The organism is Ectothiorhodospira lacustris, assembly GCF_022227785.1.
Taxonomy (GTDB): domain Bacteria; phylum Pseudomonadota; class Gammaproteobacteria; order Ectothiorhodospirales; family Ectothiorhodospiraceae; genus Ectothiorhodospira; species Ectothiorhodospira lacustris.
Genome location: NZ_JAJNQM010000059.1, coordinates 1 through 21,618 on the forward strand (window position 1 = coordinate 1; position 21,618 = coordinate 21,618).

The 21,618-nt window shown below is 63.6% G+C and carries 18 protein-coding genes; 9 read left to right on the forward strand and 9 right to left on the reverse strand.

Going from position 1 to position 21,618, the window contains the following annotated elements; translation table 11 throughout:
• Positions 1 to 892 (reverse strand): (Fe-S)-binding protein (locus LQ952_RS11435; RefSeq protein ID WP_238622772.1); only part of this gene is annotated, 892 nt, incomplete at its 3' end.
• Between the two features lie 102 nt (positions 893 to 994).
• Between LQ952_RS11435 and LQ952_RS11440 the strand changes: the two genes are divergently transcribed.
• The 5 genes from LQ952_RS11440 to LQ952_RS11460 all read left to right on the forward strand — a co-directional run bounded on the left by LQ952_RS11440 (position 995) and on the right by LQ952_RS11460 (position 7,864).
• Positions 995 to 1,726 (forward strand): DUF481 domain-containing protein, encoded by a 732-nt coding sequence (locus LQ952_RS11440; RefSeq protein WP_238622773.1) that lies wholly within the window; start codon positions 995 to 997, stop codon positions 1,724 to 1,726.
• A gap of 54 nt (positions 1,727 to 1,780) precedes the next feature.
• Entirely contained in the window at positions 1,781 to 2,086 is a 306-nt protein-coding gene (locus LQ952_RS11445) for a (2Fe-2S) ferredoxin domain-containing protein (protein WP_238622774.1), read from the forward strand.
• A gap of 314 nt (positions 2,087 to 2,400) precedes the next feature.
• A complete protein-coding gene (gene purH / locus LQ952_RS11450) occupies positions 2,401 to 3,978 on the forward strand; it encodes a bifunctional phosphoribosylaminoimidazolecarboxamide formyltransferase/IMP cyclohydrolase (protein WP_238622775.1) in 1,578 nt (525 codons plus the stop codon).
• A gap of 26 nt (positions 3,979 to 4,004) precedes the next feature.
• Positions 4,005 to 5,285, forward strand: coding sequence for a phosphoribosylamine--glycine ligase (gene purD / locus LQ952_RS11455; RefSeq protein WP_238622776.1), 1,281 nt, complete (start codon positions 4,005 to 4,007; stop codon positions 5,283 to 5,285).
• 107 nt (positions 5,286 to 5,392) lie between these two features.
• Positions 5,393 to 7,864 carry a glycogen/starch/alpha-glucan phosphorylase gene (locus LQ952_RS11460; RefSeq protein ID WP_238622777.1) on the forward strand — a complete coding sequence of 824 codons (2,472 nt, stop codon included), beginning with the start codon at positions 5,393 to 5,395 and terminating at the stop codon, positions 7,862 to 7,864.
• A gap of 218 nt (positions 7,865 to 8,082) precedes the next feature.
• Here LQ952_RS11460 and rho read toward each other — a convergent pair whose 3' ends face one another.
• Both rho and trxA read right to left on the reverse strand, forming a co-directional pair.
• Positions 8,083 to 9,342 (reverse strand): transcription termination factor Rho, encoded by a 1,260-nt coding sequence (gene rho, locus LQ952_RS11465; RefSeq protein ID WP_238622778.1) that lies wholly within the window; start codon positions 9,340 to 9,342, stop codon positions 8,083 to 8,085.
• Positions 9,343 to 9,571: 229 nt separating this feature from the next.
• On the reverse strand, positions 9,572 to 9,898 hold the full coding sequence (gene trxA, locus LQ952_RS11470) for a thioredoxin TrxA (RefSeq protein WP_238622779.1): 327 nt from the start codon (positions 9,896 to 9,898) through the stop codon (positions 9,572 to 9,574).
• Positions 9,899 to 10,042: 144 nt separating this feature from the next.
• On the opposite strand from trxA, the gene rhlB reads away from it, so the two are divergent.
• On the forward strand, positions 10,043 to 11,470 hold the full coding sequence (gene rhlB / locus LQ952_RS11475; RefSeq protein ID WP_238622780.1) for an ATP-dependent RNA helicase RhlB: 1,428 nt from the start codon (positions 10,043 to 10,045) through the stop codon (positions 11,468 to 11,470).
• A 161-nt stretch (positions 11,471 to 11,631) separates the two neighbouring features.
• Here rhlB and LQ952_RS11480 read toward each other — a convergent pair whose 3' ends face one another.
• The 6 genes from LQ952_RS11480 to LQ952_RS11505 all read right to left on the reverse strand — a co-directional run bounded on the left by LQ952_RS11480 (position 11,632) and on the right by LQ952_RS11505 (position 19,200).
• Positions 11,632 to 12,570 carry a dimethyl sulfoxide reductase anchor subunit family protein gene (locus tag LQ952_RS11480; protein ID WP_238622781.1) on the reverse strand — a complete coding sequence of 313 codons (939 nt, stop codon included), beginning with the start codon at positions 12,568 to 12,570 and terminating at the stop codon, positions 11,632 to 11,634.
• Positions 12,571 to 12,576: 6 nt separating this feature from the next.
• Complete coding sequence (locus LQ952_RS11485; protein ID WP_238622782.1) at positions 12,577 to 13,272, reverse strand: 4Fe-4S dicluster domain-containing protein; 696 nt, start codon at positions 13,270 to 13,272, stop codon at positions 12,577 to 12,579.
• A gap of 36 nt (positions 13,273 to 13,308) precedes the next feature.
• Positions 13,309 to 16,209: a molybdopterin oxidoreductase family protein gene (locus tag LQ952_RS11490; protein WP_238622783.1), complete on the reverse strand. Its 2,901-nt coding sequence runs from the start codon at positions 16,207 to 16,209 to the stop codon at positions 13,309 to 13,311.
• A gap of 174 nt (positions 16,210 to 16,383) precedes the next feature.
• A complete protein-coding gene (gene aspS / locus LQ952_RS11495; protein ID WP_238622784.1) occupies positions 16,384 to 18,171 on the reverse strand; it encodes an aspartate--tRNA ligase in 1,788 nt (595 codons plus the stop codon).
• Between the two features lie 90 nt (positions 18,172 to 18,261).
• Positions 18,262 to 18,906: a DUF502 domain-containing protein gene (locus LQ952_RS11500; RefSeq protein ID WP_238622785.1), complete on the reverse strand. Its 645-nt coding sequence runs from the start codon at positions 18,904 to 18,906 to the stop codon at positions 18,262 to 18,264.
• A 6-nt stretch (positions 18,907 to 18,912) separates the two neighbouring features.
• On the reverse strand, positions 18,913 to 19,200 hold the full coding sequence (locus LQ952_RS11505; RefSeq protein WP_238622786.1) for an FmdB family zinc ribbon protein: 288 nt from the start codon (positions 19,198 to 19,200) through the stop codon (positions 18,913 to 18,915).
• 145 nt (positions 19,201 to 19,345) lie between these two features.
• On the opposite strand from LQ952_RS11505, the gene LQ952_RS11510 reads away from it, so the two are divergent.
• From LQ952_RS11510 to LQ952_RS11520, 3 genes are all read left to right on the forward strand, one after another.
• Positions 19,346 to 19,723: a DsrE family protein gene (locus LQ952_RS11510; RefSeq protein ID WP_238622787.1), complete on the forward strand. Its 378-nt coding sequence runs from the start codon at positions 19,346 to 19,348 to the stop codon at positions 19,721 to 19,723.
• A 262-nt stretch (positions 19,724 to 19,985) separates the two neighbouring features.
• Positions 19,986 to 20,837 carry an SDR family oxidoreductase gene (locus LQ952_RS11515; protein WP_238622788.1) on the forward strand — a complete coding sequence of 284 codons (852 nt, stop codon included), beginning with the start codon at positions 19,986 to 19,988 and terminating at the stop codon, positions 20,835 to 20,837.
• A 346-nt stretch (positions 20,838 to 21,183) separates the two neighbouring features.
• Complete coding sequence (locus tag LQ952_RS11520) at positions 21,184 to 21,477, forward strand: GIY-YIG nuclease family protein (protein WP_238622789.1); 294 nt, start codon at positions 21,184 to 21,186, stop codon at positions 21,475 to 21,477.
• The last annotated feature ends 141 nt before the right edge of the window (positions 21,478 to 21,618 follow it).

Below are 21,618 nucleotides of genomic sequence, written 5' to 3' on the forward strand. Positions count from 1 at the left end.
CATGCCGCAGGGTGCAGGGGGTATGGAAGACCACCCTCAGGGGGGTGTCGATCAGGTGAAGCGGCGCCAGATCCACGTCCGCCAGCAACCGGCACAGGCCCGTCACGCGGTCACCGAATCCCCCGGCAGCCTGCAAATGGACGCGACAGCCACTGTTCAGACACAGGACGGGATGCGAAACCCCGGCAAAGGCGGTCTGATTGCGCCCGGCAAGCCCCGCCGCGGCCCGGGTGCGACCGGCATGGTGATCCAGCGCCCCGCAGCACACCTGCCCTGCAGGCGCACTGACCTGGTAACCCAGGCACCCCAGTATCCGGGCAGCCGCCTCCAGCGAAGGCCCGTCAAAGGTCTCTGCGGTACAGCCGGCAAACAGAGACACCGCACCGCGACCGCCGACCGCGGGGGCATCCGCCGGGGGGAACCGTGGCGGGGCGGCCACATCCGGCAGATAGGCCGCGGCACGGGCCGGCCCCGGCCGGTCACCCCTGCCCATCATACCCGCCAGTTTCCCCAGCCCCAGGTGCCCGGCCACCCGCAGACCACCGGATGCCGCGCGCCGGGCCCCGGCATGGCGCAGCAGATACCCCCTGACCAGACCGCCGCCTCGCGCCGGCGGGATCAGGGTGGCCCGCGTCGCATCCATCAGACTGCCGAAGGGCACCCCGGAGGGACAGACCGCCTCACAGGCACGACAGCCCACACATCCGTCCAGGTGTCGACGCACAGCGGCATCATCCGTCAGGGCGCCACTCATCAGGCCCTGCATGAGGGTGATGCGGCCGCGGGGCGAGTCCCCTTCATTCCGGGTGACCCGGTAAGTGGGGCAATGGGGCAGGCACAGACCGCACTTCACGCAGCGATCGGTATCCCGCAAGGTTTCAGAGTGACTCATGGCTTGACAGGGCTCGGATTTCAGCGGGCCTACGCGGTCCGGCGGCAAAAGCGGGATCTGTTAGAGTATGCGGCCCAATGAACATTCGAATTTTGCCTGGTAATGCGTTTCAAAGAGCTTTCCCCGTATTGTATCAGCCTGCTCCTGCCACTCATCTCCCTGCCGCTTCAGGCCGGAGACTGGGGTAACAGCACAGGCTGGAGCGGGCAGGCGGAACTGGGAGCCATCCTGACCAGCGGCAATACCGACTCCGACAGTCTGAATGCCCGCACGCGCATCCGCCATGAACGGGCATTGTGGCGGCATACCCTGCAGCTGGAGGGACATCTGGCCTCGGAAGACGGCACCACCACCAAGGAACGCTACCTGGGGGCCTTCCAGAGCGATCACAAGGTCTCGGACCGAGATTATCTGTTCGGCGCCCTCCGGGCGGAACGGGACCGCTTCAGCGGTTACGAATATCAGCGCAGCCTGGCCACCGGCTATGGCCGCCGGGTGGTGGATTCGCCGCAAACACGCCTGCACCTGGAGGCCGGCGCCGGTCTGCGTCAGGACCAGCCGGCAAACGGCGACCAGGAGGACGAGATCATCCTGCGCCTGGTGGGGGCCCTTGACCATCGCATCAGCGACAACACCCGCTTCACCGAAGACCTGCTGATCCAGGCCGGCGAGGAGAATACGGAAATCGAGTCCGTCGCCGCCCTGCGCATGCGCATCAATGCCAAATTTTCCATGCGCCTGTCCCTGACGGTGAAGCACAATACGGATGTACCGGCAGACCGCAGGAACACCGACACCACCACCTCGGTGAATCTGGTCTACGACCTGTGGTGAGAGCCTGTTCAATCCCTGTTTAACGAAGCCCCTGATCTGGAAGCCGGAATCGAGATGAGCCACTTCAAGCGACACATCTTTTTTTGCACCAACTGCCGGGAAGACGGCAACTGCTGCGAGCATTTCGAGGCCTCCCGCCTGCGCGATCACGCCAAGCAGCGGGCCAAGGCCTTGGGCATTCATGGCCGGGGCGGCGTGCGGGTCAACGCCGCCGGCTGTCTGGATCGTTGCAACGAAGGCCCCGTGGCCGTCGTCTACCCGGAAGGGGTGTGGTACACCTTTGTCGATGAAAAGGATATCGACGAGATCGTGGACGAGCACCTGCAGCATGGCCGGGTGGTGGAACGCTTGAGGATCTAGACCGGATCACCGCCGCCGCGCCGGGAAAACCACCGGTCTTTGCCGGAGCGCCGCCTGTCGGCACATGCAAAAAAAATATCCACCCGCCTTGACATGTGCAGTGCAGCATACGATATTAGACCCATATCGTCTCGCGGATCTCTCCGCATTCGGTATACTCCTCCATCCTCCTTTGGTGGTTTTGGCGCGGCCCCCTCAAGCCGCGCTTTTTTTTGCCCGCTTCCCTCACCGGATCCACGACCGCCGGTGGCCTTGGCTTCCCGCGGGTGCGTATAATTCCCAGTCTTTTTGTCATCACCAGACTGGCCGAGCCCATGACCCAAGCAACTTCCCGACCCGTGACCCGCGCGCTCATCAGCGTTTCCGACAAGACCGGCCTGCTGCCCTTTGCCCAGGCACTGGCGACGCGGGGCATCGAGATCCTCTCCACCGGCGGCACCGCGAAACTCATCATGGAAGAAGGCATCCCGGTCAAGGAGGTCTCGGCCCATACCGGTTTCCCCGAGATGATGGACGGCCGGGTCAAGACCCTGCACCCGAAGATCCACGGCGGCATCCTGGGCCGCCGGGGCATGGACGATGAGGCCATGCAGGCCCACGACATCCCCCCCATCGATCTGGTGGTGGTGAACCTCTACCCTTTCGAGGCCACCGTGGCCCGCCCCGGCTGCAGCCTGGAAGATGCCATCGAGAACATCGACATCGGCGGTCCGGCCATGGTGCGTGCCTCGGCCAAGAATCATGCCCATGTAGGCATCGTAGTGGACCCGTCCGACTACGACCGGGTGCTGGAGGCCCTGGCCGCCGGCGACGGCAGCCTGCCCCATGCCCTGCGCTTTGAGCTGGCGGCCAAGGCCTTTGCCCATACCGCCCGCTATGACGGCGCCATCGCCAACTACCTGACCGGCGTGCAGGACGAACAGACCCGCGCGCCCTTCCCCGGCACCCTGTCCCTGCAGTTCGAAAAGAGCCTGGACCTGCGCTACGGCGAGAACCCTCATCAGTCCGCCGCCTTCTATCGGGAGCGTCATCCCGCCGAGGCCGGGGTGGCCACCGCCCGCCAGATCCAGGGCAAGGCCCTGTCTTTCAATAACATCGCCGACACCGACGCCGCCCTGGAATGCGTGAAGCAGTTCGAGGCCCCGGCCTGCGTCATCGTCAAGCACGCCAATCCCTGCGGCGTGGCCGTGGCCGCCGACATCCTGGCTGCCTATGACCTGGCCTTTGCCACCGACCCCACCTCCGCCTTCGGCGGCATCATCGCCTTCAACCGCCCCCTGGACGGCAAGACCGCCGAGGCCATCGTGGCACGGCAGTTCGTGGAGGTGATCATCGCCCCCGAGGTCTCCCCGGAGGCCGTCAAGGCCGTCTCCGGCAAGCCCAACGTGCGTCTGCTGGCCTGCGGCCAGTGGGGTGAAGCCAGCGGCGGCTGGGATTTCAAGCGGGTCAACGGCGGCCTGCTGGTGCAGGACCGGGACCTGGGCCAAGTCGGCGAATCCGACCTGAAGCTGGTCTCGGAGCGCGCCCCCACCGACCAGGAAAAGGCGGATCTGCTGTTCGCCTGGCGGGTGGCCAAGTTCGTCAAGTCCAACGCCATCGTCTACGCCCGGGACGGCCGTACCATCGGCGTCGGCGCCGGCCAGATGAGCCGGGTGTACTCCGCCCGCATCGCCGGCATCAAGGCCGCCGACGAGAACCTGCAGGTGGCCGGCTCGGTGATGGCCTCGGATGCCTTCTTCCCCTTCCGCGACGGCATCGACGCCGCCCGCGAGGCCGGCATCACCGCCGTGATCCAGCCCGGCGGCTCCATGCGGGACGAAGAAGTGATCCAGGCGGCCAATGAGCACGGCATGGCCATGCTGTTCACGGGCATGCGACATTTTCGGCATTGATTCTTGGGGCTAGCGAGGAGAACACGATGAAAATTCTCATCATCGGCGGCGGTGGCCGCGAACATGCCCTGGCCTGGAAGGCGGCCCGGTCGCCCCGGGTGGAAACGGTCTTCGTGGCCCCCGGCAACGCGGGCACGGCCCGGGAAGCGGGTTGCCGTAACGTGGATATCGGCGCCGAGGACATCCCCGGCCTGCTGGCCTTTGCCCGGACGGAAGGCATCGACCTGACCATCGTCGGCCCCGAGGCCCCCTTGGTGGCCGGGGTCGTAGACGCCTTCAGGGCCGAGGACCTGGCCATCTTCGGCCCGTCGAAGGACGCCGCCCGCCTGGAAGGTTCCAAGGCCTTCTCCAAGGACTTTCTCGCCCGTCACCGGATCCCCACGGCCGCCTACGGCAGCTTCACGGATCTGGACGAGGCACTGGCCTACCTGCGCGCCCAGGGTGCTCCCATCGTGGTCAAGGCCGACGGCCTGGCCGCCGGCAAGGGGGTGATCCTGGCCCGGACCCTGGCGGAAGCGGAAGCCGCGGTTCGCGACATGCTGGCGGGCAACGCCTTCGGCGAGGCCGGTCACCGGGTGGTGATCGAGGAGTTCCTGAGCGGCGAGGAGGCCAGCTTCATCTGCATGGTGGACGGCGAGCATGTACTGCCCATGGCCACGTCCCAGGACCACAAGGCCCGGGACAACGGCGACCAGGGCCCCAACACCGGCGGCATGGGCGCCTACTCCCCGGCCCCGGTGGTCACCCCCGAGATCCATGCGCGCATCATGAGCCAGGTGATCCTGCCCACGGTGCGGGGCATGGCGGCCGAAGGCACCCCCTACACCGGCTTTCTCTATGCCGGGGTGATGATCGACGCCCAGGGCATCCCCAAGGTGCTGGAATTCAACTGTCGCTTCGGCGACCCGGAAACCCAGCCCATTCTGATGCGGCTGCGCTCGGATCTGATTGAACTGCTGGAGGCCGCCCTGGCGGGTCGCCTGGACCGGACGGAGGCCGATTGGGACCCGCGCGCCGCCCTGGGGGTGGTGCTGGCCGCCGGCGGCTATCCCGCCGATTACCGCAAGGGAGATGAAATTCGGGGTCTGCCGGACACCGATGCCGAGGACGCCAAGGTCTTCCATGCAGGCACGGCCCTCAGGGACGACCGCGTGGTCACTCAGGGCGGACGGGTGCTGTGTGCCGTGGGACTGGGCGAGCGGGTCAGTGACGCCCAGGCCCGGGCCTACGCGCTGACGAAGCAGCTGAGCTGGGATGATGTCTACTACCGGACGGATATCGGGTATCGGGCAGTGGCCCGGGAGTAATGCCCGGGGAGCCGGCTAACCCATCCGCGATTTTATTTTTGATCCCGGATGGGTTAGTAAGTAGTAGGGATACCTCAACCGACCCAAGCCTCAAGAGCAGGAGCACCATGAAAACCCTGGAAATGGTCCACGAATACGACCCTCGTCCCCTGCCCTGCGACAAGGACTCACTCAAGGAGTCCATTCGTGACGCCCTGATCCACATCGTCGGCAAGGACCCCCTCACCGCCACCCACCGGGACTGGCTCCATGCCGTCTCCCTGGTCGCCCGGGAGCGCATCATCGAGCGGCGCATGTACACCAAGCGCATGTTCGACCAGGAACAGGTCAAGCGGGTCTACTACCTGTCCATGGAATACCTCATCGGCCGCATGCTGGTGAACAGCCTCATGAACCTGGGTTTCTACGAGGCCTGTTGCGAAGCCCTGGAAGAGATGGGTGTGAGCCTGCACGAGATCATCGACATGGAATCCGATGCCGCCCTGGGCAATGGCGGGCTGGGCCGGCTGGCCGCCTGCATCCTCGACTCCATGGCCAGCCAGTGCCTGCCCGGCTACGGCTACGGCATCCGCTATGAATTCGGCATGTTCCACCAGGGCATCGAGAACGGCGAGCAGGTGGAGCACCCGGACAACTGGCTGCGTTACGGCAACCCTTGGGAGTTTCCCCGGCCGGAGAAGATCTTCCCCGTGCATTTCTACGGCTATGTGGTGGAACACCGGGAGCGAGGGCAGCCCCGCTATCACTGGGAGGATGGCGAGGAAGTCATCGCCATGGCCTACGACTACCCGACCCCCGGCTTCGGCAACAAGAACGCCAATAACCTGAGGCTATGGGCGGCCAAGGCCACCCGGGACTTCGATCTGGACTATTTCAACGAAGGCGATTACATCCGCGCGGTGCAGGAAAAGATCGAGTCGGAGACCATCTCCATGGTGCTCTACCCCAACGATGCCACCGCCATCGGCCGGGAACTGCGCCTGAAGCAGGAGTATTTCTTTGTCTCCGCCTCCATCCAGGACATCCTTCACCGCCACGGCGAACTGGACTACCCCATCGAATCTCTGCCGGACAAGGTGGCCATTCAGCTCAACGATACCCACCCGGCCATCGCCATTGCCGAACTCATGCGCTTGCTGCTGGACACCCACAATGTCCCCTGGCAGAGGGCCTGGGAAATCACCCGGGGCGTGTTTTCCTACACCAACCACACCCTGATGCCCGAGGCCCTGGAAACCTGGCCGGTGACGCTCATGGAGCGGGTCCTGCCCCGCCACATGCAAATCATCTATGACATCAACTTCCATTTCCTCAATGAGGTCCGCCACAACTTCCCCGGTGATAACGACATCGTCCGGCGCCTGTCCATCATTGATGAAGACCATGGCCGTCAGGTGCGCATGGCCCACCTGGCCGTGGCGGGCAGCCACATGGTCAACGGCGTGGCCGCGCTCCATACGGAGTTGCTGAAAAAGAACCTGTTCAACGACTTCTATCGTCTGTGGCCGGAGCGTTTCGTCAATATCACCAACGGCATCACACCGCGGCTCTGGCTGAACCAGGCCAACCCGGCGCTGGCCGACCTGATTACCCGGCATATCGGCGACGAGTGGACCATGGACCTGGAGCAGCTCAAGAAGCTGGAGCCTCTGGTGGATGACTCGGATTTTCGCAACGAATTCCAGCAGGTAAAACGTCTTAACAAGGAACGTCTGGCGGCATTGGTGCAAAGAGAGGCCAACATCACCATCAGCCCGGATGCCCTGTTTGATGTCCAGATCAAGCGTATCCACGAGTACAAGCGGCAGCTACTCAATGTGCTGCACGTGATCACCTTCTACAACCGGATACGGGAAGGACGTGCCGACGATCAGGTGCCGAGGGTCACCCTGTTTGCCGGCAAGGCGGCACCCTCCTACACCCGGGCCAAGCAGATCATCCGCCTCATCAATGATGTGGCCGATGTGGTGAATCATGACCCAATGAATACCAAGCAGCAGGTGGTCTTCCTGCCCAATTACGATGTGAGCAGCGCAAGCGTGATCATCCCGGCGGCCGATCTCTCGGAGCAGATTTCCACCGCAGGGACCGAGGCCTCGGGTACCGGCAACATGAAGCTGGCCCTGAACGGTGCCTTGACCATCGGGACCCTGGACGGGGCCAACATCGAGATCCGGGAGGCGGTGGGAGAAGACAATATCTTCATCTTCGGCATGAATGCCGATGAAGTGGAACGACTCAAGCGGGAAGGTTATCGCCCCCGGGATTTCTACGAGTCCAATGAAGAATTGCGCCGCGCCCTGGACATGATTCACGATGGTTTCTTCTCACCCCAGGAGCCGGGACGCTACCGGGATCTGGTCCATAACCTGCTGACCCAGGACCAGTACATGGTGCTGGCGGATTACGCGGACTATGTCCGTGCCCATGAAGAGGCGGATGGTCTGTATCAAAATCAGGATGCGTGGATCCGCAAGGCGATGCTGAACACGGCGCGGATGGGGTATTTCTCCATTGACCGCACGGTGATGCAATACGCTCAGGAGATCTGGGGGGTCTCACCGGAAGGGTGGGTCTGAGCGGCCTGACCGGCCACCTCACTGCCGCGACTACCCCTGCCACGTCACTCCCGCGAAGGCGGGAGTCCAGGGGGTAAGTCCGTCGCTGGATTCCCGCTTGCGCGGGAATGACGTGAGGGAACTCCCTTTACCGTCACTCCCGGGCTTTACCGTCACTCCCGCGAAAGCGGGAGTCCAGGGAGTAAGTCCACAGGAAGGAAAAGCCGTGAAGCGCAGCCTCAGCTGCGCTTCATCATGTCGAAGAATTCGTTGTTGGTCTTGGTGGACTGCAGACGGCCCAGCAGGAAATCCATCGCCTCCAACTCGTCCATGGGGTGCAGGAACTTGCGCAGGATCCACAGCTTCTGCAACTCTTCCGGATCGGTGAGCAATTCTTCGCGACGGGTGCCGGAACGGTTGATGTTGATGGCCGGGTAGACACGCTTCTCGGCAATCCGGCGATCCAGATGGACCTCCATGTTGCCGGTACCCTTGAACTCCTCGTAGATCACTTCATCCATCTTGGAGCCGGTATCGACCAAAGCGGTGGCCAGGATGGTCAGGCTGCCCCCTTCCTCGATATTGCGAGCGGCGCCGAAGAAACGCTTGGGACGATGCAGGGCATTGGCATCCACCCCACCGGTGAGCACCTTGCCGGAAGACGGCACCACGGTGTTGTAGGCGCGGGCCAGGCGGGTGATGGAGTCCAGCAATATCACCACATCCATCTTGTGCTCCACCAGGCGCTTGGCCTTCTCGATGACCATCTCGGCCACCTGCACATGACGACTGGCGGGCTCATCGAAGGTGGAGGACACCACCTCACCCTGCACCATGCGCGACATCTCCGTCACTTCCTCGGGACGTTCGTCGATGAGCAGGACGATGAGATAGCACTCGGGATGGTTCGTGGCGATGCTCTGGGCGATGTTCTGCAACATCAGGGTCTTGCCGGCCTTGGGCGGGGAGACGATCAAGCCGCGCTGCCCCTTGCCGAAGGGGGCGACGATATCAATGACACGGGCGGTGATGTCTTCGGTGGAGCCGTTGCCCCGCTCCATGCGCATGCGCCGAGAGGCATGCAGGGGGGTCAGATTCTCGAACAGGACCTTGTGCTTGGCGGCTTCCGGCGGTTCGAAATTGATCTTGTCCACCTTCAGCAGGGCAAAATAGCGCTCGCCCTCCTTGGGCGGGCGGATCTTGCCGGAGATGGTATCGCCGGTGCGCAGGCTGAAGCGGCGGATCTGGCTGGGGGAGACATAGATGTCATCCGGCCCCGCCAGGTAGGAGCTGTCCGCACCCCGCAAAAATCCGAAACCGTCCTGCAGGATCTCCAACACCCCGTCCCCGAAGATGTCTTCGCCGCTCTTGGCGTGGGACTTCAGGATCGCAAAGATGATGTCCTGTTTTCGTGCCCGCGCCATCCCTTCAAGTTCCATGGACTGCGCGAGTTCTACCAGCTCGGAGGCCGATTTACGCTTGAGTTCAGTGAGGTTCATATAGAGATTCGAGGGAGGGGTTGTCTATGAAAGTTTTCAGGCGGACAGGGCGGACCCACAAGGAATGGCCTGGGAAACCGGTTTAGGGTTCGGTCGGATCTGAATTCGAGAAGGGATGCCGCCCGAGCGGGCAGCCAGCAAGGCATGAACGATTTTTATGTCCGTTACGTTAACATGCAATCCACAGGGCGTCCAGCCCGTTTTGTACGGGTTGGACGCCGAGCATCACTCAGATGTTCTGGTCGATGAAGGCGGTGAGCTGGGACTTGGACAACGCCCCCACTTTGGTCGCCTCCACGTTGCCGCCTTTGAAGAGCATCAGCGTGGGAATGCCGCGAATGCCGAACTTGGGGGGCGTGGCCGGATTTTCGTCGATGTTCAGCTTGGCCACCTTGAGCTTGCCGTTATACTCGGCGGCAATCTCGTCAAGGATCGGGGCGATCATCTTGCAGGGGCCGCACCATTCCGCCCAGTAGTCCACGAGTACCGGCTGCTCGGACTTGAGGACATCGTCCTCAAAGCTCGCGTCCGTGACATAGGTGATGTTTTCACTCACTACAGTTGACCTCCGGTTAGAATGTCGGCGTCGACCCAACGGGCACCAGATCCCCGAGGACACGACGCGCCGCTAGATTGAATCCCATCGGGATCGGCATTTCAAGTCTACTTCAATGATATCGCGAGGAAAGGCCCCATCTCCATGACGGACCAACATCTTTCCGAGACCAGTTTCTCAAAACTCGATCTTCCCGAACCGGTACGCCGGGGGCTGGAAGACGCCGGGTTCTCCCATTGCACCCCCATCCAGGCCCTCTCCCTGCCCCATGCCCTCCAGGGCAAGGACGTCGCCGGCCAGGCCCAGACCGGCACCGGCAAGACCGCGGCCTTTCTGATCACCGTGCTGACCCACCTGCTCCGGCATCCCACCCCGGAAGACCGGCGCCCCAATCAGGTCCGGGCCCTGATCCTGGCACCCACCCGGGAACTGGCCATCCAGATTCACAAGGATGCCCTGGTACTGAGCGCCCACACGGGCCTGACCCTGGGCCTGGCCTACGGCGGCACGGACTACGACAAGCAGCGCAAGCAACTCACCGACGGCGTGGATATTCTCATCGGCACCCCGGGGCGCATCATCGACTACTTCAAGCAGAAGGTCTTTGATCTCAGGCGCTCCCAGGTTCTGGTCCTTGACGAGGCCGACCGCATGTTCGATCTGGGCTTCATCAAGGACGTGCGTTTCCTGCTGCGCCGCATGACCCCGGCCACCGAGCGCCAGTCCATGCTGTTTTCCGCCACTCTTTCCTGGCGGGTGATGGAACTGGCCTACGAGCACATGAACAACCCCGTGAAGGTCCAGACCCAGGATGAACAGGTCACGGCCGAACGGGTGCGTCAGGTGGTCTACTACCCCGGCAACGAAGAGAAGATTCCGTTGCTACTGGGGATCATGAAGCACTCCACCCCTGACCGCTCCATGGTGTTCGTCAACACCAAGCACATGGCGGAAAAGGTGACGGCCTGGCTGCAGGGCAACGGCATCCGCACTGCCCTGCTGTCCGGAGACGTCCCCCAGCGCAAGCGGGAACGGCTGCTGGCCCAGTTTGAAACCAGCGAATTCCAGGTCCTGGTGGCCACGGATGTGGCGGCCCGCGGGCTGCACATCCCCGATGTGTCCCATGTGTTCAACTTCGATCTGCCCCAGTCCGGCGAGGATTATGTCCACCGGATCGGCCGCACCGGGCGAGCCGGGGCGGAAGGCGACGCCGTCAGCTTTGCCTGCGAAGACTCGGCCTTCTATCTGCCGGAGATTGAGTCCTACATCGGCTTCAAGATCCTTTCCGAGGCAGTGGACCCGGAGTTGCTGCTCAAGGATCCGCAACCGCCGGCGAAGATCGAGCGCCAGCACACCGGCCCGGAAGGCCGGGGCAAGGGCGGCGGCCGCGGCGAGCGCCGGCCCCGTTCCGGCGAAGGCGAAGGCGGCAACCGCCGCAAGCCCAGGCCGAAGACCGAAGGTGCCCCGGCGTCACCTCCTGCGGAAGCGATCGGCCCGATGGCGGAAGCACCCCGTAAGCCCAGGCGCCGCAGACAGCGAAGGCCGGCCGGCGAAGGCACGCCGCAGAGTTGAGTTGAGGGAGGCTCGTTGCCGAGCCTCATCCCCTCATCCCCGCCTCTTCTCCCCCAAGGGGAGAAGGGAGACATCGCCCCTCTGCCTTGAGAGAAAAGGGAGAGATCAAGCCCCTCGCCCCTTGGGGGAGAGGGATTGGGGTGAGGGGACGCAACCCCGCCTCAAGTCCTCTGCAGCCCGTGATACAACATCACCCCATGGCGAGCCTCGGCGAAAAACAGCCAGCGCTCCAGGCCGATCCCGGCCAGTGCCGACATCAGCGCCGGGGCCAGCCACAGGGATGATCCGCCCCCCAGGACCATCCCCATCAGCAGCAGCGGCAGCACAAACCCGAAACCGAATACCCCCAGTCGCACCCGGCGAATCCGCCCTGCCCCCGGATCAAAACCGAACTCACGGGTCAGAAACGTCCCCGCCGTGTGCCCCTGGTCCAGCAGGCGGACCCGCGCCTGGGTAAATCCGGTGGCCGTGTTGAGACTGGGGCCGCTCACCTCCCGAATCCACAGGTAATACAGCCCTTTCATCACCCCGGCCAACAGCAGCAGTCCCAGCGCCAGCAGCACCAGCCCCTCACTGCGCCCGCCGAAACCGGCATGGACCGCCACCAGGGCCGTCGCCCCCAGGGCCAGACCCAGCAACAGGTAATTCGCCGGTGTCAGGGCGGTATGCCACTGGCGAATGGTCTTGAGGCTGGCGTAGATCATGCCGGTGGTGAACACGGTGAGTAGGGCCAGGGACAGGGCAATACCACCGACAAGCACCATCAGAGGGCCTGCTTCCACTCCCACCTGCAGGACCTGCCACAGATAGATCAGGGCAAAGGGATAAAAGCTCAGGGCACAGACCGCCTCCCGGGACAGCCAGGAGGTGCGCACACGCATCACCGCGCGCCAGGCATTTTTCGGGTTATGTAGATGCAGGGTGGACGAGAACAGGCCGAGGGTGATCAGGGCCAGCGCCAGACCCAACTGGGTCACTAATTCGGTCTGCCCCGAGGCAGGATACCGGCCGCTGAGGTGCAGCAATGTCACCAGGCTGAACAGGCCATACCCGGCCCCGGAGAGGACGGTGAAGATGATCACTGAAAGTGCGGGATGCATGGGGGTTCACCTGGCAATGGCCTTGTTGACCCAGTCCTTCACGTTGGACATGAGACTGCCGCGCCGGACATCCGCCGTGGGCACGGTCGGAGCGCTGCGGGGCGGCAGGTAGGTATTGGTGGGCTCGTAGCCCAACTCCGGCATCAGCTTGCGGCCGCCCCGTTCCCGGGACAGGCGGCTCACGGCGGAGTCCGGATCATCGAAGTCGCCGAAATGCCGGGCATGGGCCGGACAGGTGATGACACAGGCGGGCTGCCGATCCTCCGGGGCCAGGGCGCCATCATAGATGCGGTCGATGCAGAGGGTGCATTTCTTCATCACCCCGTCCTGAGGGTCCAGCTCCCGGGCACCGTAGGGGCAGGCCCAGGCGCAGAGATTGCAACCCATGCACTTGTCCTGATCCACCAGCACGATGCCGTCTTCCCGACGCTTGTAGGAAGCCCCGGTGGGGCAGACGGTGACGCAGGCGGCATCGTCGCAGTGCATGCAGGACAGGGGCATATTGACGGTCTTGGTGTGGGGATAGTCGCCCACTTCGTAGTGACGAACACGGTTGAACCACACGCCGGTGGGAGCGGCACCATAGGGGGACTCATCCGTCAGCGGCCCCGTGGTGCCGGAAGTGTTCCACTGCTTGCAGGCCACGGCACAGGCATGGCAGCCCACACAGGTATCCAGGTCAATCACCAGGCCGAGTCGCATGTATCGGCTACTCCTGAACAAAATCGCACAACGGAATCACGACCTTCCCTTCCCCCGGGTCAGCACATCCCACAGGCTGCGCCGCAGGTTCACCCGCCGATGGGTCCGGTATCGCACCTGATCCGGGGAATCGGGCATCCCCGGCAACGGCCTGATCGACTCGAACCGGGGCCAGGCGCCGACTTCTCCCGGCTTGGCCGGGGTGATGCTGACTCGCAGGTCATACCAGGCGGCCTGCCCGGTGATCGGGTCCGAGTTGGTCACGCTGTCCAGCCCGTCCCCCCGTTGCGGGAGGAGTTCGGAGATCAGGTGGTTCAGCAGAAACCCCTTGCGGGATTCATCCGCATCCTGTGACAGCCCCCAGGCCCCGGACTGCTTGCCCAGGGCGTTCCAGGTCCAGACCGTATCCGGCGCCACCCCTTCCATCAACTTCACCTGCACCCGGATGCGGCCATGATGGGACGCCACCCACACCCAGGCGTGGTCCGCGATCCCCATGGACTCGGCCCGGCCCCGGTTCATGTAGAGAAAGTTCTGGGCACAGATCTGGCGCAGCCAGGCATTCTGGGAGTCCCAGGAGTGATACATGAACATGGGGCGCTGGGTGATGGCGTGGAAGGGGTAGGCCTCCAGGTCGATCCGCCCCTGCTCCAGCGGGGGATACCAGATGGGCAGCGGGTCGAAATGATTCACCAGACGGGCCTTGTGCTCCGGGCGCTTCGGCATGGGGCCGTCATACAGCCCCTGCCCTGCCAGCTTGAAACGCTGCTGGGTCTCGGAATAGAGCTCCAGAATGATGGGTTCCACGGAGCCCACCCAACCCGCATGGCGGGCCAGCTCCAGATAGTCCCGGTTGCAGAAGCGGTAATACTTCTGGCTGTCTTCCAGGTGATGGACAAAGAAGCACTGGTGGTCCACGTACTCCTGCCACTGGTTCGGATTGGGATCGCCCCGTAGGCTGTTCTGCCCCTGGGCGCCCCGCCATCCGGCCAGGAAGCCGATGCCCGGTTCCCTTTGAAAATTGACGATGAAATCCTGGTAGGACGTGTACCGGCGGATCCCGTCCCGGGTGGTGAAGGCGGGGAAACCCAGCCGACCGCCCAGTTCCACCAGCACTTCCTGCCAGGGACGCACGTCCCGATCCGGTTCCAGGATGGGCTGACGGATGGCGTCCGCCGCGGCGTGGGGCTCGGAGATGGGACGATCCAGCATGGAAATGGTGTCGTGACGTTCCAGATAGGTGGTATCCGGCAGCACCAGATCGGCGAAATTGACGATCTCCGAGTGGAAGGCATCGGAGACCACCAGGAACGGGATCTTGTATTCCCCGTCCGCCCCCTTCTCCCGCAGCATGTCCATCACCTGGGCGGTGTTCATGGTGGAATTCCAGGCCATGTTGGCCATGTAAAGCATGAGGGTGTCGATGGGATAGGGGTCCCCCTTCACCGCATTGGTGATGACCATGTGCATGAGACCGTGGTTGGCCATGGGGGCGTCCCAGGAGTAGGCCTTGTCCAGACGCAGGGGGCGCCCCTCCCCGTCGATGACCAGATCCTCGGGGCCGGTGGGAAAACCCAGGGGCGGACTCTTGAGCGGGGTATTGGGCGCCATGTCACGGGCGGGCTTGATGCCCGGGGGGATGTGCCTGGGATAGGGAGGCTTGGACAGATGCCCACCGGGCACGTCGATGGTCCCCAGCAGGATCTGCAGCAGATGGATGGCCCGGCAGGTCTGGAAGCCATTGGAATGGGCGGAGATCCCCCGCATGGCGTGCATGGACACGGGACGACCCACGAAGCGATCGTGGGTGCGACCGTAGGCATCGGTCCATTCGCATTCGATCTCGATGGTCTCCTTGAAGGCCACATGGGCCATTTCCAGGGCCAGTCGTTCGATCTGCTCGGCAGGCACGCCGCAGCGGGGAGCGATGTTTTCAGGGGCGTATGCATCGTCCAGATAGCGCTCCGCCAGCAGGCTCATGACGGTGCGCACGGGACGGCCGTCGGGAGCGGTGTAGTCGCCGAACAGGGCCGGCTGGATCTCCGGCAGGGAGGCGTCCACCACGTCCCCCAGTTCCAGGTCCCAGGCCAGGGGGTTGCCGTCCCGGTCCCGCAGGATCAGGCCGTGGCCCTTCTGGCCCGGGGTGTCCACCACCAACCAGGGGGCGTTGGTGTAGCGCACCAGGTAGTCCCAGTCGAAGCGGTCATGGCGCAGCAGGACGTGGACCATGGACAGGGCCAACAGACCATCGGTGCCGGGACGGATGGGCACCCATTCATCGGCCACCGCCTGATAGCCGGTACGCACCGGATTGATGGAGACGAACTTGGCGCCCCGGCGCTTGAGGGTGTCGATACCGGCCTTGATGGGGTTGGAGGCATGGTCTTCGGCCACGCCCCAGAGCATGAAGTATTTGGTGCGCTCCCAGTCCGGGTCGCCGAACTCCCAGAAGGCATGGCCCATGGTATAGAGGCCGGCGGCGGCCATGTTGACGGAGCAGAAACCGCCGTGGGCGGCCCAGTTGATGGTGCCGAACTGGGCCGCCCACAGGCCGGTGAGGGCCTGCATCTGATCCCGCCCGGTGAAGAAGGCCAGCTTTTTGGGATCGGTGGCGCGGATACGGGCCAGACGTTCAGTGAGTTGGTCGAGGGCCTCGTCCCAGGAGATGGGTTCGAAGTCGCCGCTGCCCCGCTCGCTACCCGGCTTGCGGCGCATGGGATATCGCAGGCGGGCGGGAGACTGCTGTTTCATGATGCCCGCATTGCCCTTGGCGCAGAGCACCCCCTTGTTGACCGGGTGGTTGCGGTTGCCCTGGATGAAGCGGACCTGATTGTTCTCCACCGTGACCTTGATCCCGCAGCGGCAGGCGCACATGTAGCAGGTGGTGTACTTGCTCTGCTGCCGGTCGTGGTCTTCGAACGCGGGTAATGCGGTCATCCCGTCACCTGTCTGGTGTGAATCTTGTTGGATTCCTTTTAGCAGGAACCGTGACAGTGTGCGGGTTTTGAGGGGATCAACTCAAAGGGAAGTTTTTGATTCGGGCATAAGGAGGGAAAGGAAAGCCCTCACACCCCAACCCCTCTCCCGCCGGCGGGAGAGGGGCTCTTTCCGTCAGCCCGCCTTCTTCTCTCCCTCCGTCTGCCGCAGCCGGATGCCCAGTTCCCGCAGCTGGGCCTCACTGACCGGGGCCGGGGCTTGGGTCAGGGGGCAGGCGGCGGTCTGGGTCTTGGGGAAGGCCATGACGTCGCGGATGGACTGGGCGCCGGTCATGAGCATGACCAAGCGGTCCAGGCCGAAGGCGATGCCGCCATGGGGCGGGCAGCCGTACTTGAGGGCATCCAGCAGGAAGCCGAACTTCTCCCGGGCCTCGTCTTCGCCGATGCCCAGCAGGCCGAACACCGCCTGCTGCATGGCCATGTTGTGGATACGCACGGAACCGCCGCCCACCTCGGTGCCGTTGAGCACCATGTCATAGGCACGGGAAACCAGCTGCCCCGGATTCTCGGACAGGGCCGCCGGATCGTCGGTACGCGGCGCGGTGAAGGGGTGATGCAGAGCCGCCCAGCGGCCTTCCTTCTCGTCCTGTTCGAACATGGGGAAGTCCACCACCCACAGGGGCCGCCAGCCCCGCGCCACCAGACCCCGGTCGTGGCCCAGCTTCACCCGCAGGGCACCCAGGGCCTCGTTCACCACCCGGGCCTTGTCGGCGCCGAAGAAGATCAGGTCGCCGTCCTCGGCACCGGTGCGGTTGAGGATCTCGACCACCACCGTGTCCGGCAGGAACTTGAGGATGGGGGACTGCAGCCCCTCGCGCCCGGCGTTGATGTCGTTGACCTTGATATAGGCCAGCCCCTTGGCACCGTAACGACCGACAAAGCCGGTGTAGTCGTCGATCTCCTTGCGGGACACCTCGCCTCCCTTGGGCAGGCGCAGGGCGGCCACGCGGCCGTTGGGATCCTTGGCCGGGCCGGAGAAGACCTTGAACTCCACCTCGGCCATCACGTCGGTGAGATCCACCAACTCCAGAGGGATGCGCAGGTCCGGTTTGTCGGAGCCGTAGCGGTGCATGGCTTCGGCATAGGTCATGCGCTGGAAGGGGGTGGGCAGGGGTACTTCCAACACCTGGGCGAAAAGTTCGCGCACCATCTCTTCCATGAGGGTCATGATGGCTTCTTCATCCATGAAGGAGGTCTCGATATCCAGCTGAGTGAATTCCGGCTGGCGGTCGGCGCGCAGGTCTTCGTCGCGGAAGCAGCGCACGATCTGGTAGTAGCGGTCCAGACCGGACATCATCAACAGCTGTTTGAATAGCTGGGGCGACTGAGGCAACGCAAAGAAGCTGCCGGGATGGGTGCGGCTGGGCACCAGGTAGTCGCGGGCACCCTCGGGGGTGGCCTTGGTGAGCATGGGGGTCTCGATGTCCAGGAAGCCGTGGGATTCCAGGAAACGCCGCAACGCCCCGGTCACCTGAGCGCGCAGGCGCAGGCGGGTCTGCATGATCGGCCGGCGCAGGTCCATGTAGCGGTAGCGCAGGCGGGTCTCTTCACCCACGTCGTCCTCGTCCAGCTGGAACGGCGGGGTATCGGCGGTGTTGAGCACGGTCAGTTCGGTGCCCAGCACCTCGATGGCGCCGGTGCGCAGGTCGGGATTGACCGTGCCCTCCGGACGGCGGCGCACCTTGCCGCGCACCTGCAGCACGAATTCGCTGCGCACCCGTTCGGCAGTCCGAAACACCTCGGCCCGGTCCGGATCGAAGACCACCTGCACCAGACCTTCCCGGTCCCGCAGGTCAACGAAGATGACGCCCCCATGGTCACGGCGACGGTTGACCCACCCGCACAGGGTCACCTCCTGGTCGAGCAGGGTTTCATCGACGGTGCCGCAGTAATGAGTACGCATGTCTGGCCTTCGCTGGTTGATTCGGTTCTGGGAAAACGGGTAATGGTAAGGTCTTGGGGGAGCCGGAGTAAACGCCCGCAGGGCGGGCTTTCAGCCCGGTTTCCCCTTGGGGGGATGACGGGGGACCACCACACCCAGGGACATGACGAACTTGAGACCGTCCTCTACGCTCATGTCCAGCTCGATCACCTCTTCCCTGGGCACGAGGATGACGAAGCCCGAGGTGGGATTGGGGGTGGTGGGCACAAACACACTCACCACCTGTCGTTCGGTGCGCTCCTGTACCTCGCCCATGCCGGTGCCGGTCTGGAAACCCAGGGTCCATATTCCCTTGCGGGGATACTCGATCAACAGCACCTTGCGAAAGGAATCCCCGCCGGCGCCGAACAGGGTCTCCATCACCTGCTTCACTGCCGAGTAGATGGTGCTCACCAGAGGTATCCTGGCCAGGATGGCCTCCCAGAGGTCCACCAGCTTGCGACCCACCAGGTTGGCCACCACCAGACCGGTGAGAAAGACGATCACTAGGGCGACGACGATCCCGAAACCCGGGATGGTGAAGCCCAGCAGGCTTTCCGGTCGCCAGGGCGGTGGCAGCAGCAGCAGGGTGCGGTCCATCATGTCGACGATGAACTTGATCACCACCACGGTGGTGATCAAGGGCACCCAGACCACCAGCCCGGCGATCAGATAACGCCGGAAGGTGTGCAGCGGTCCTGTGGGAATGGGATGCAAGACGAATCAGCTCGCGGCCTTGCAGGCGGCACAGGCGTCGGCACCGCCGCCGGACTTGCTGTCGGCACCACAGGCCGGGGCCTTGCCGTCCTCCTTGAGATTCTTCTTGTTACCGCTCTTGAAGTCGGTCTCGTACCAGCCGCTGCCGCCCAGACGGAAGGCAGGGGCCGAGATCTGCTTCTGCAGGGCGGGGCTGTTGCATTCGGGGCAATCCACCAGGGGGGCATCGGAGAACTTCTGGATGGCCTCAAGGCGATGGCCGCAGGCATTGCATTCGTATTCGTAGATCGGCATGGTCAATACCCCGGGGGCAGGAATCTGGACAGGTCCGGATTATATCCGCAAAGTGTTTCAGGGCACCGGACAAATGGTGCCTGATTGCATATGGGGACGTTCGGAAATATTTCCAGTCCTCCATGATTCGTGAGGCCAGGACACCATGGCAGACAAGGTCATCATCATGCTTCTCAACACCAGTCTCAAGGCCCCCGGCACCCTGGGGGCGCCGTTCTTCCAGGCCGCCGTGGCGGCGGCGATGGATCTGGAGGTGGAGATCTACTTCGCAGCCGAGACTACCCAACTGCTCAAGCAGGGGGTGGCGGAGAACCTCTACACGGGCAAGCAGCGGACGAAGTCCGTCTATGACTTCATGCGGGACGCCCACGAGGCCGGGGCAAGATTCTATGCCTGCGCCGGCGCCATGGCGGAGCACGAGCTCAATGACGACAATGCCATCCCGGAGCTGGACGGCAAGCGCGGCGGCGGGGCCTTCATCGGCGAAGCGGTGGAGGATGGGGTCGTGGTGCTGACGTATTAGAATCCCTGAACAGGCCCATTGCCATGAAGGCCCATTGCCGTGGAGGCCCGTTGCCGTGGAGGCCCATTGCTGTAGAGGCCCGCTGCCGTAGAGGCCCATTGCCGTCACTCCCGCGAAAGCGGGAGTCCAGGATTTTCAGTCTGCCGCTGGGTTCCCGCTTCCGCGGGAATGACGGTTCAAACCGGGCAAGACGGCTCAAACCCGGGAATGCCCCATTCAGGGTCGGGAATGACTTATTCGGAACACCCTTGGGAGACCACCCTTGAACTCATCCCCCAGATCCGTGCTCATCACCGGCTGCTCTTCCGGCATCGGCCATTGCGCCGCCCGGATGCTGCGAGAACGGGGCTTTCGGGTGTTTGCCACCGCCCGGCGGCCGGAGGACGTGGCGGGGCTGCAACAGGAAGGCTTCGAGGCCCTGCCCCTGGACCTGGATGACCCGGACTCCATCGCCGCTGCCATGGAGGCGGTCCTCGCCGCCACCGATGGACGACTCTACGGACTGTTCAACAACGGCGCCTACGGTCAGCCGGGGGCTGTGGAGGATCTGTCCCGGGAGGTGCTGCGCAAACAGTTGGAAACCAATGTTCTGGGCTGGCTGGACCTGACCAACCGGGTGATCCCGGTGATGCGGGCCCAGGGGGAAGGACGCATCGTGCAAAATAGCTCGGTGCTGGGCCTGATCGCCCTGCCCTTTCGCGGCGCCTACACCTGTTCCAAGTTCGCCCTGGAAGGGCTGACGGATACCCTGCGCATGGAACTGCATGGCAGTGGCGTGCATGTCTCCCTGATCGAACCCGGCCCCATCTCCAGCCGCTTCCGGGCCAATGCCCATCAGGCCTTCCTGGCCCACATCGACCGGGACAACAGCGTCTTCCGGGACAAATACCACGCGGCGGAACGGCGCCTGACCAAACCGGGTCCGGCCGCCCCATTCACCCTGCCCCCGGAGGCGGTGGTGAAACAACTGATTCACGCCCTGGAAAGCCCCCGCCCCCGGGCCAGGTACTACGTGACGGTGCCCACTTATCTGTTCGGCACCCTGCGGCGCATCCTGCCGACACGCTGGCTGGACCAGATATTGATGGGCGTATCCAGGGGCGAGAATCGTTAAGGTACCGGGATCACCCGCTGGGTCAGCCTCACGGCATCAAGAAGCATGCCCAATTATTCCGCCATTCCCGCGTTCGCGGGAATGGCTGAGATTTTTTGGTGGAACCAGCCAGAATCGATCCGGCACTTGTGGATTCCCGCGTCCGCGGGAATGACGAAGGCGGCGGTGCAGAGGTTGCAGCAGAGGTTCTGAAGTTGCTGGGGCTCTGAATAGGCGTTACAAGGAGTTCTGAATTGATGTGCTACAAGGGACTCTGAACAGATGTCGGGCCGGTTCCTGAAGAGATTGGGACATATCCGATTTTTCCGTCATTCCCGCGAAAGCGGGAATCCAGGGAGGGGAAACGATGAAGGAACCGGTGGTCTACATCCTCGCCAGCAAACGCAACGGCACACTGTACATCGGCGCAACCAGTGACCTCATCAAGCGAGTCTGGGAGCACAAGAACGATATTGCCGAAGGCTTCACCAGGGAATACCAGGTTCATACCCTCGTTTACTACGAACAACATTCGGACATGCTCGCGGCCATCACCCGGGAAAAACAACTAAAAAAATGGAACCGGGCCTGGAAAATCGACCTGATCGAAAAGCAGAATCCGCAATGGCGCGATCTGTGGCCGGGAATTGCCACCCCGTGAGCCGTCATTCCCGCGAAAGCGGGAATCCAGGCTACCGCGTCGAGGCTGGGCTATGGATTCCCGCGTTCGCGGGAATGACGAAGGTGGTGGTGCAGGTGTCACGGGGGTTCTAAACACATGCCACAGGGATTCTAAGCACAT

Excerpts from the sequence above, each read along its gene's own strand:
- LQ952_RS11445 (WP_238622774.1), top strand. The coding sequence starts at position 1,781 with ATGAGCCACTTCAAGCGACACATCTTTTTTTGCACCAACTGCCGGGAA.
- rhlB (WP_238622780.1), top strand. The coding sequence starts at position 10,043 with ATGACGGACCAACATCTTTCCGAGACCAGTTTCTCAAAACTCGATCTT.
- purD (WP_238622776.1), top strand. The coding sequence starts at position 4,005 with ATGAAAATTCTCATCATCGGCGGCGGTGGCCGCGAACATGCCCTGGCC.
- rho (WP_238622778.1), bottom strand. The coding sequence starts at position 9,342 with ATGAACCTCACTGAACTCAAGCGTAAATCGGCCTCCGAGCTGGTAGAA.
- LQ952_RS11440 (WP_238622773.1), top strand. The coding sequence starts at position 995 with ATGCGTTTCAAAGAGCTTTCCCCGTATTGTATCAGCCTGCTCCTGCCA.
- purH (WP_238622775.1), top strand. The coding sequence starts at position 2,401 with ATGACCCAAGCAACTTCCCGACCCGTGACCCGCGCGCTCATCAGCGTT.
- LQ952_RS11505 (WP_238622786.1), bottom strand. The coding sequence starts at position 19,200 with ATGCCGATCTACGAATACGAATGCAATGCCTGCGGCCATCGCCTTGAG.
- LQ952_RS11520 (WP_238622789.1), top strand. The coding sequence starts at position 21,184 with ATGAAGGAACCGGTGGTCTACATCCTCGCCAGCAAACGCAACGGCACA.
- LQ952_RS11460 (WP_238622777.1), top strand. The coding sequence starts at position 5,393 with ATGAAAACCCTGGAAATGGTCCACGAATACGACCCTCGTCCCCTGCCC.
- LQ952_RS11490 (WP_238622783.1), bottom strand. The coding sequence starts at position 16,209 with ATGACCGCATTACCCGCGTTCGAAGACCACGACCGGCAGCAGAGCAAG.
- LQ952_RS11510 (WP_238622787.1), top strand. The coding sequence starts at position 19,346 with ATGGCAGACAAGGTCATCATCATGCTTCTCAACACCAGTCTCAAGGCC.
- aspS (WP_238622784.1), bottom strand. The coding sequence starts at position 18,171 with ATGCGTACTCATTACTGCGGCACCGTCGATGAAACCCTGCTCGACCAG.
- LQ952_RS11480 (WP_238622781.1), bottom strand. The coding sequence starts at position 12,570 with ATGCATCCCGCACTTTCAGTGATCATCTTCACCGTCCTCTCCGGGGCC.
- LQ952_RS11485 (WP_238622782.1), bottom strand. The coding sequence starts at position 13,272 with ATGCGACTCGGCCTGGTGATTGACCTGGATACCTGTGTGGGCTGCCAT.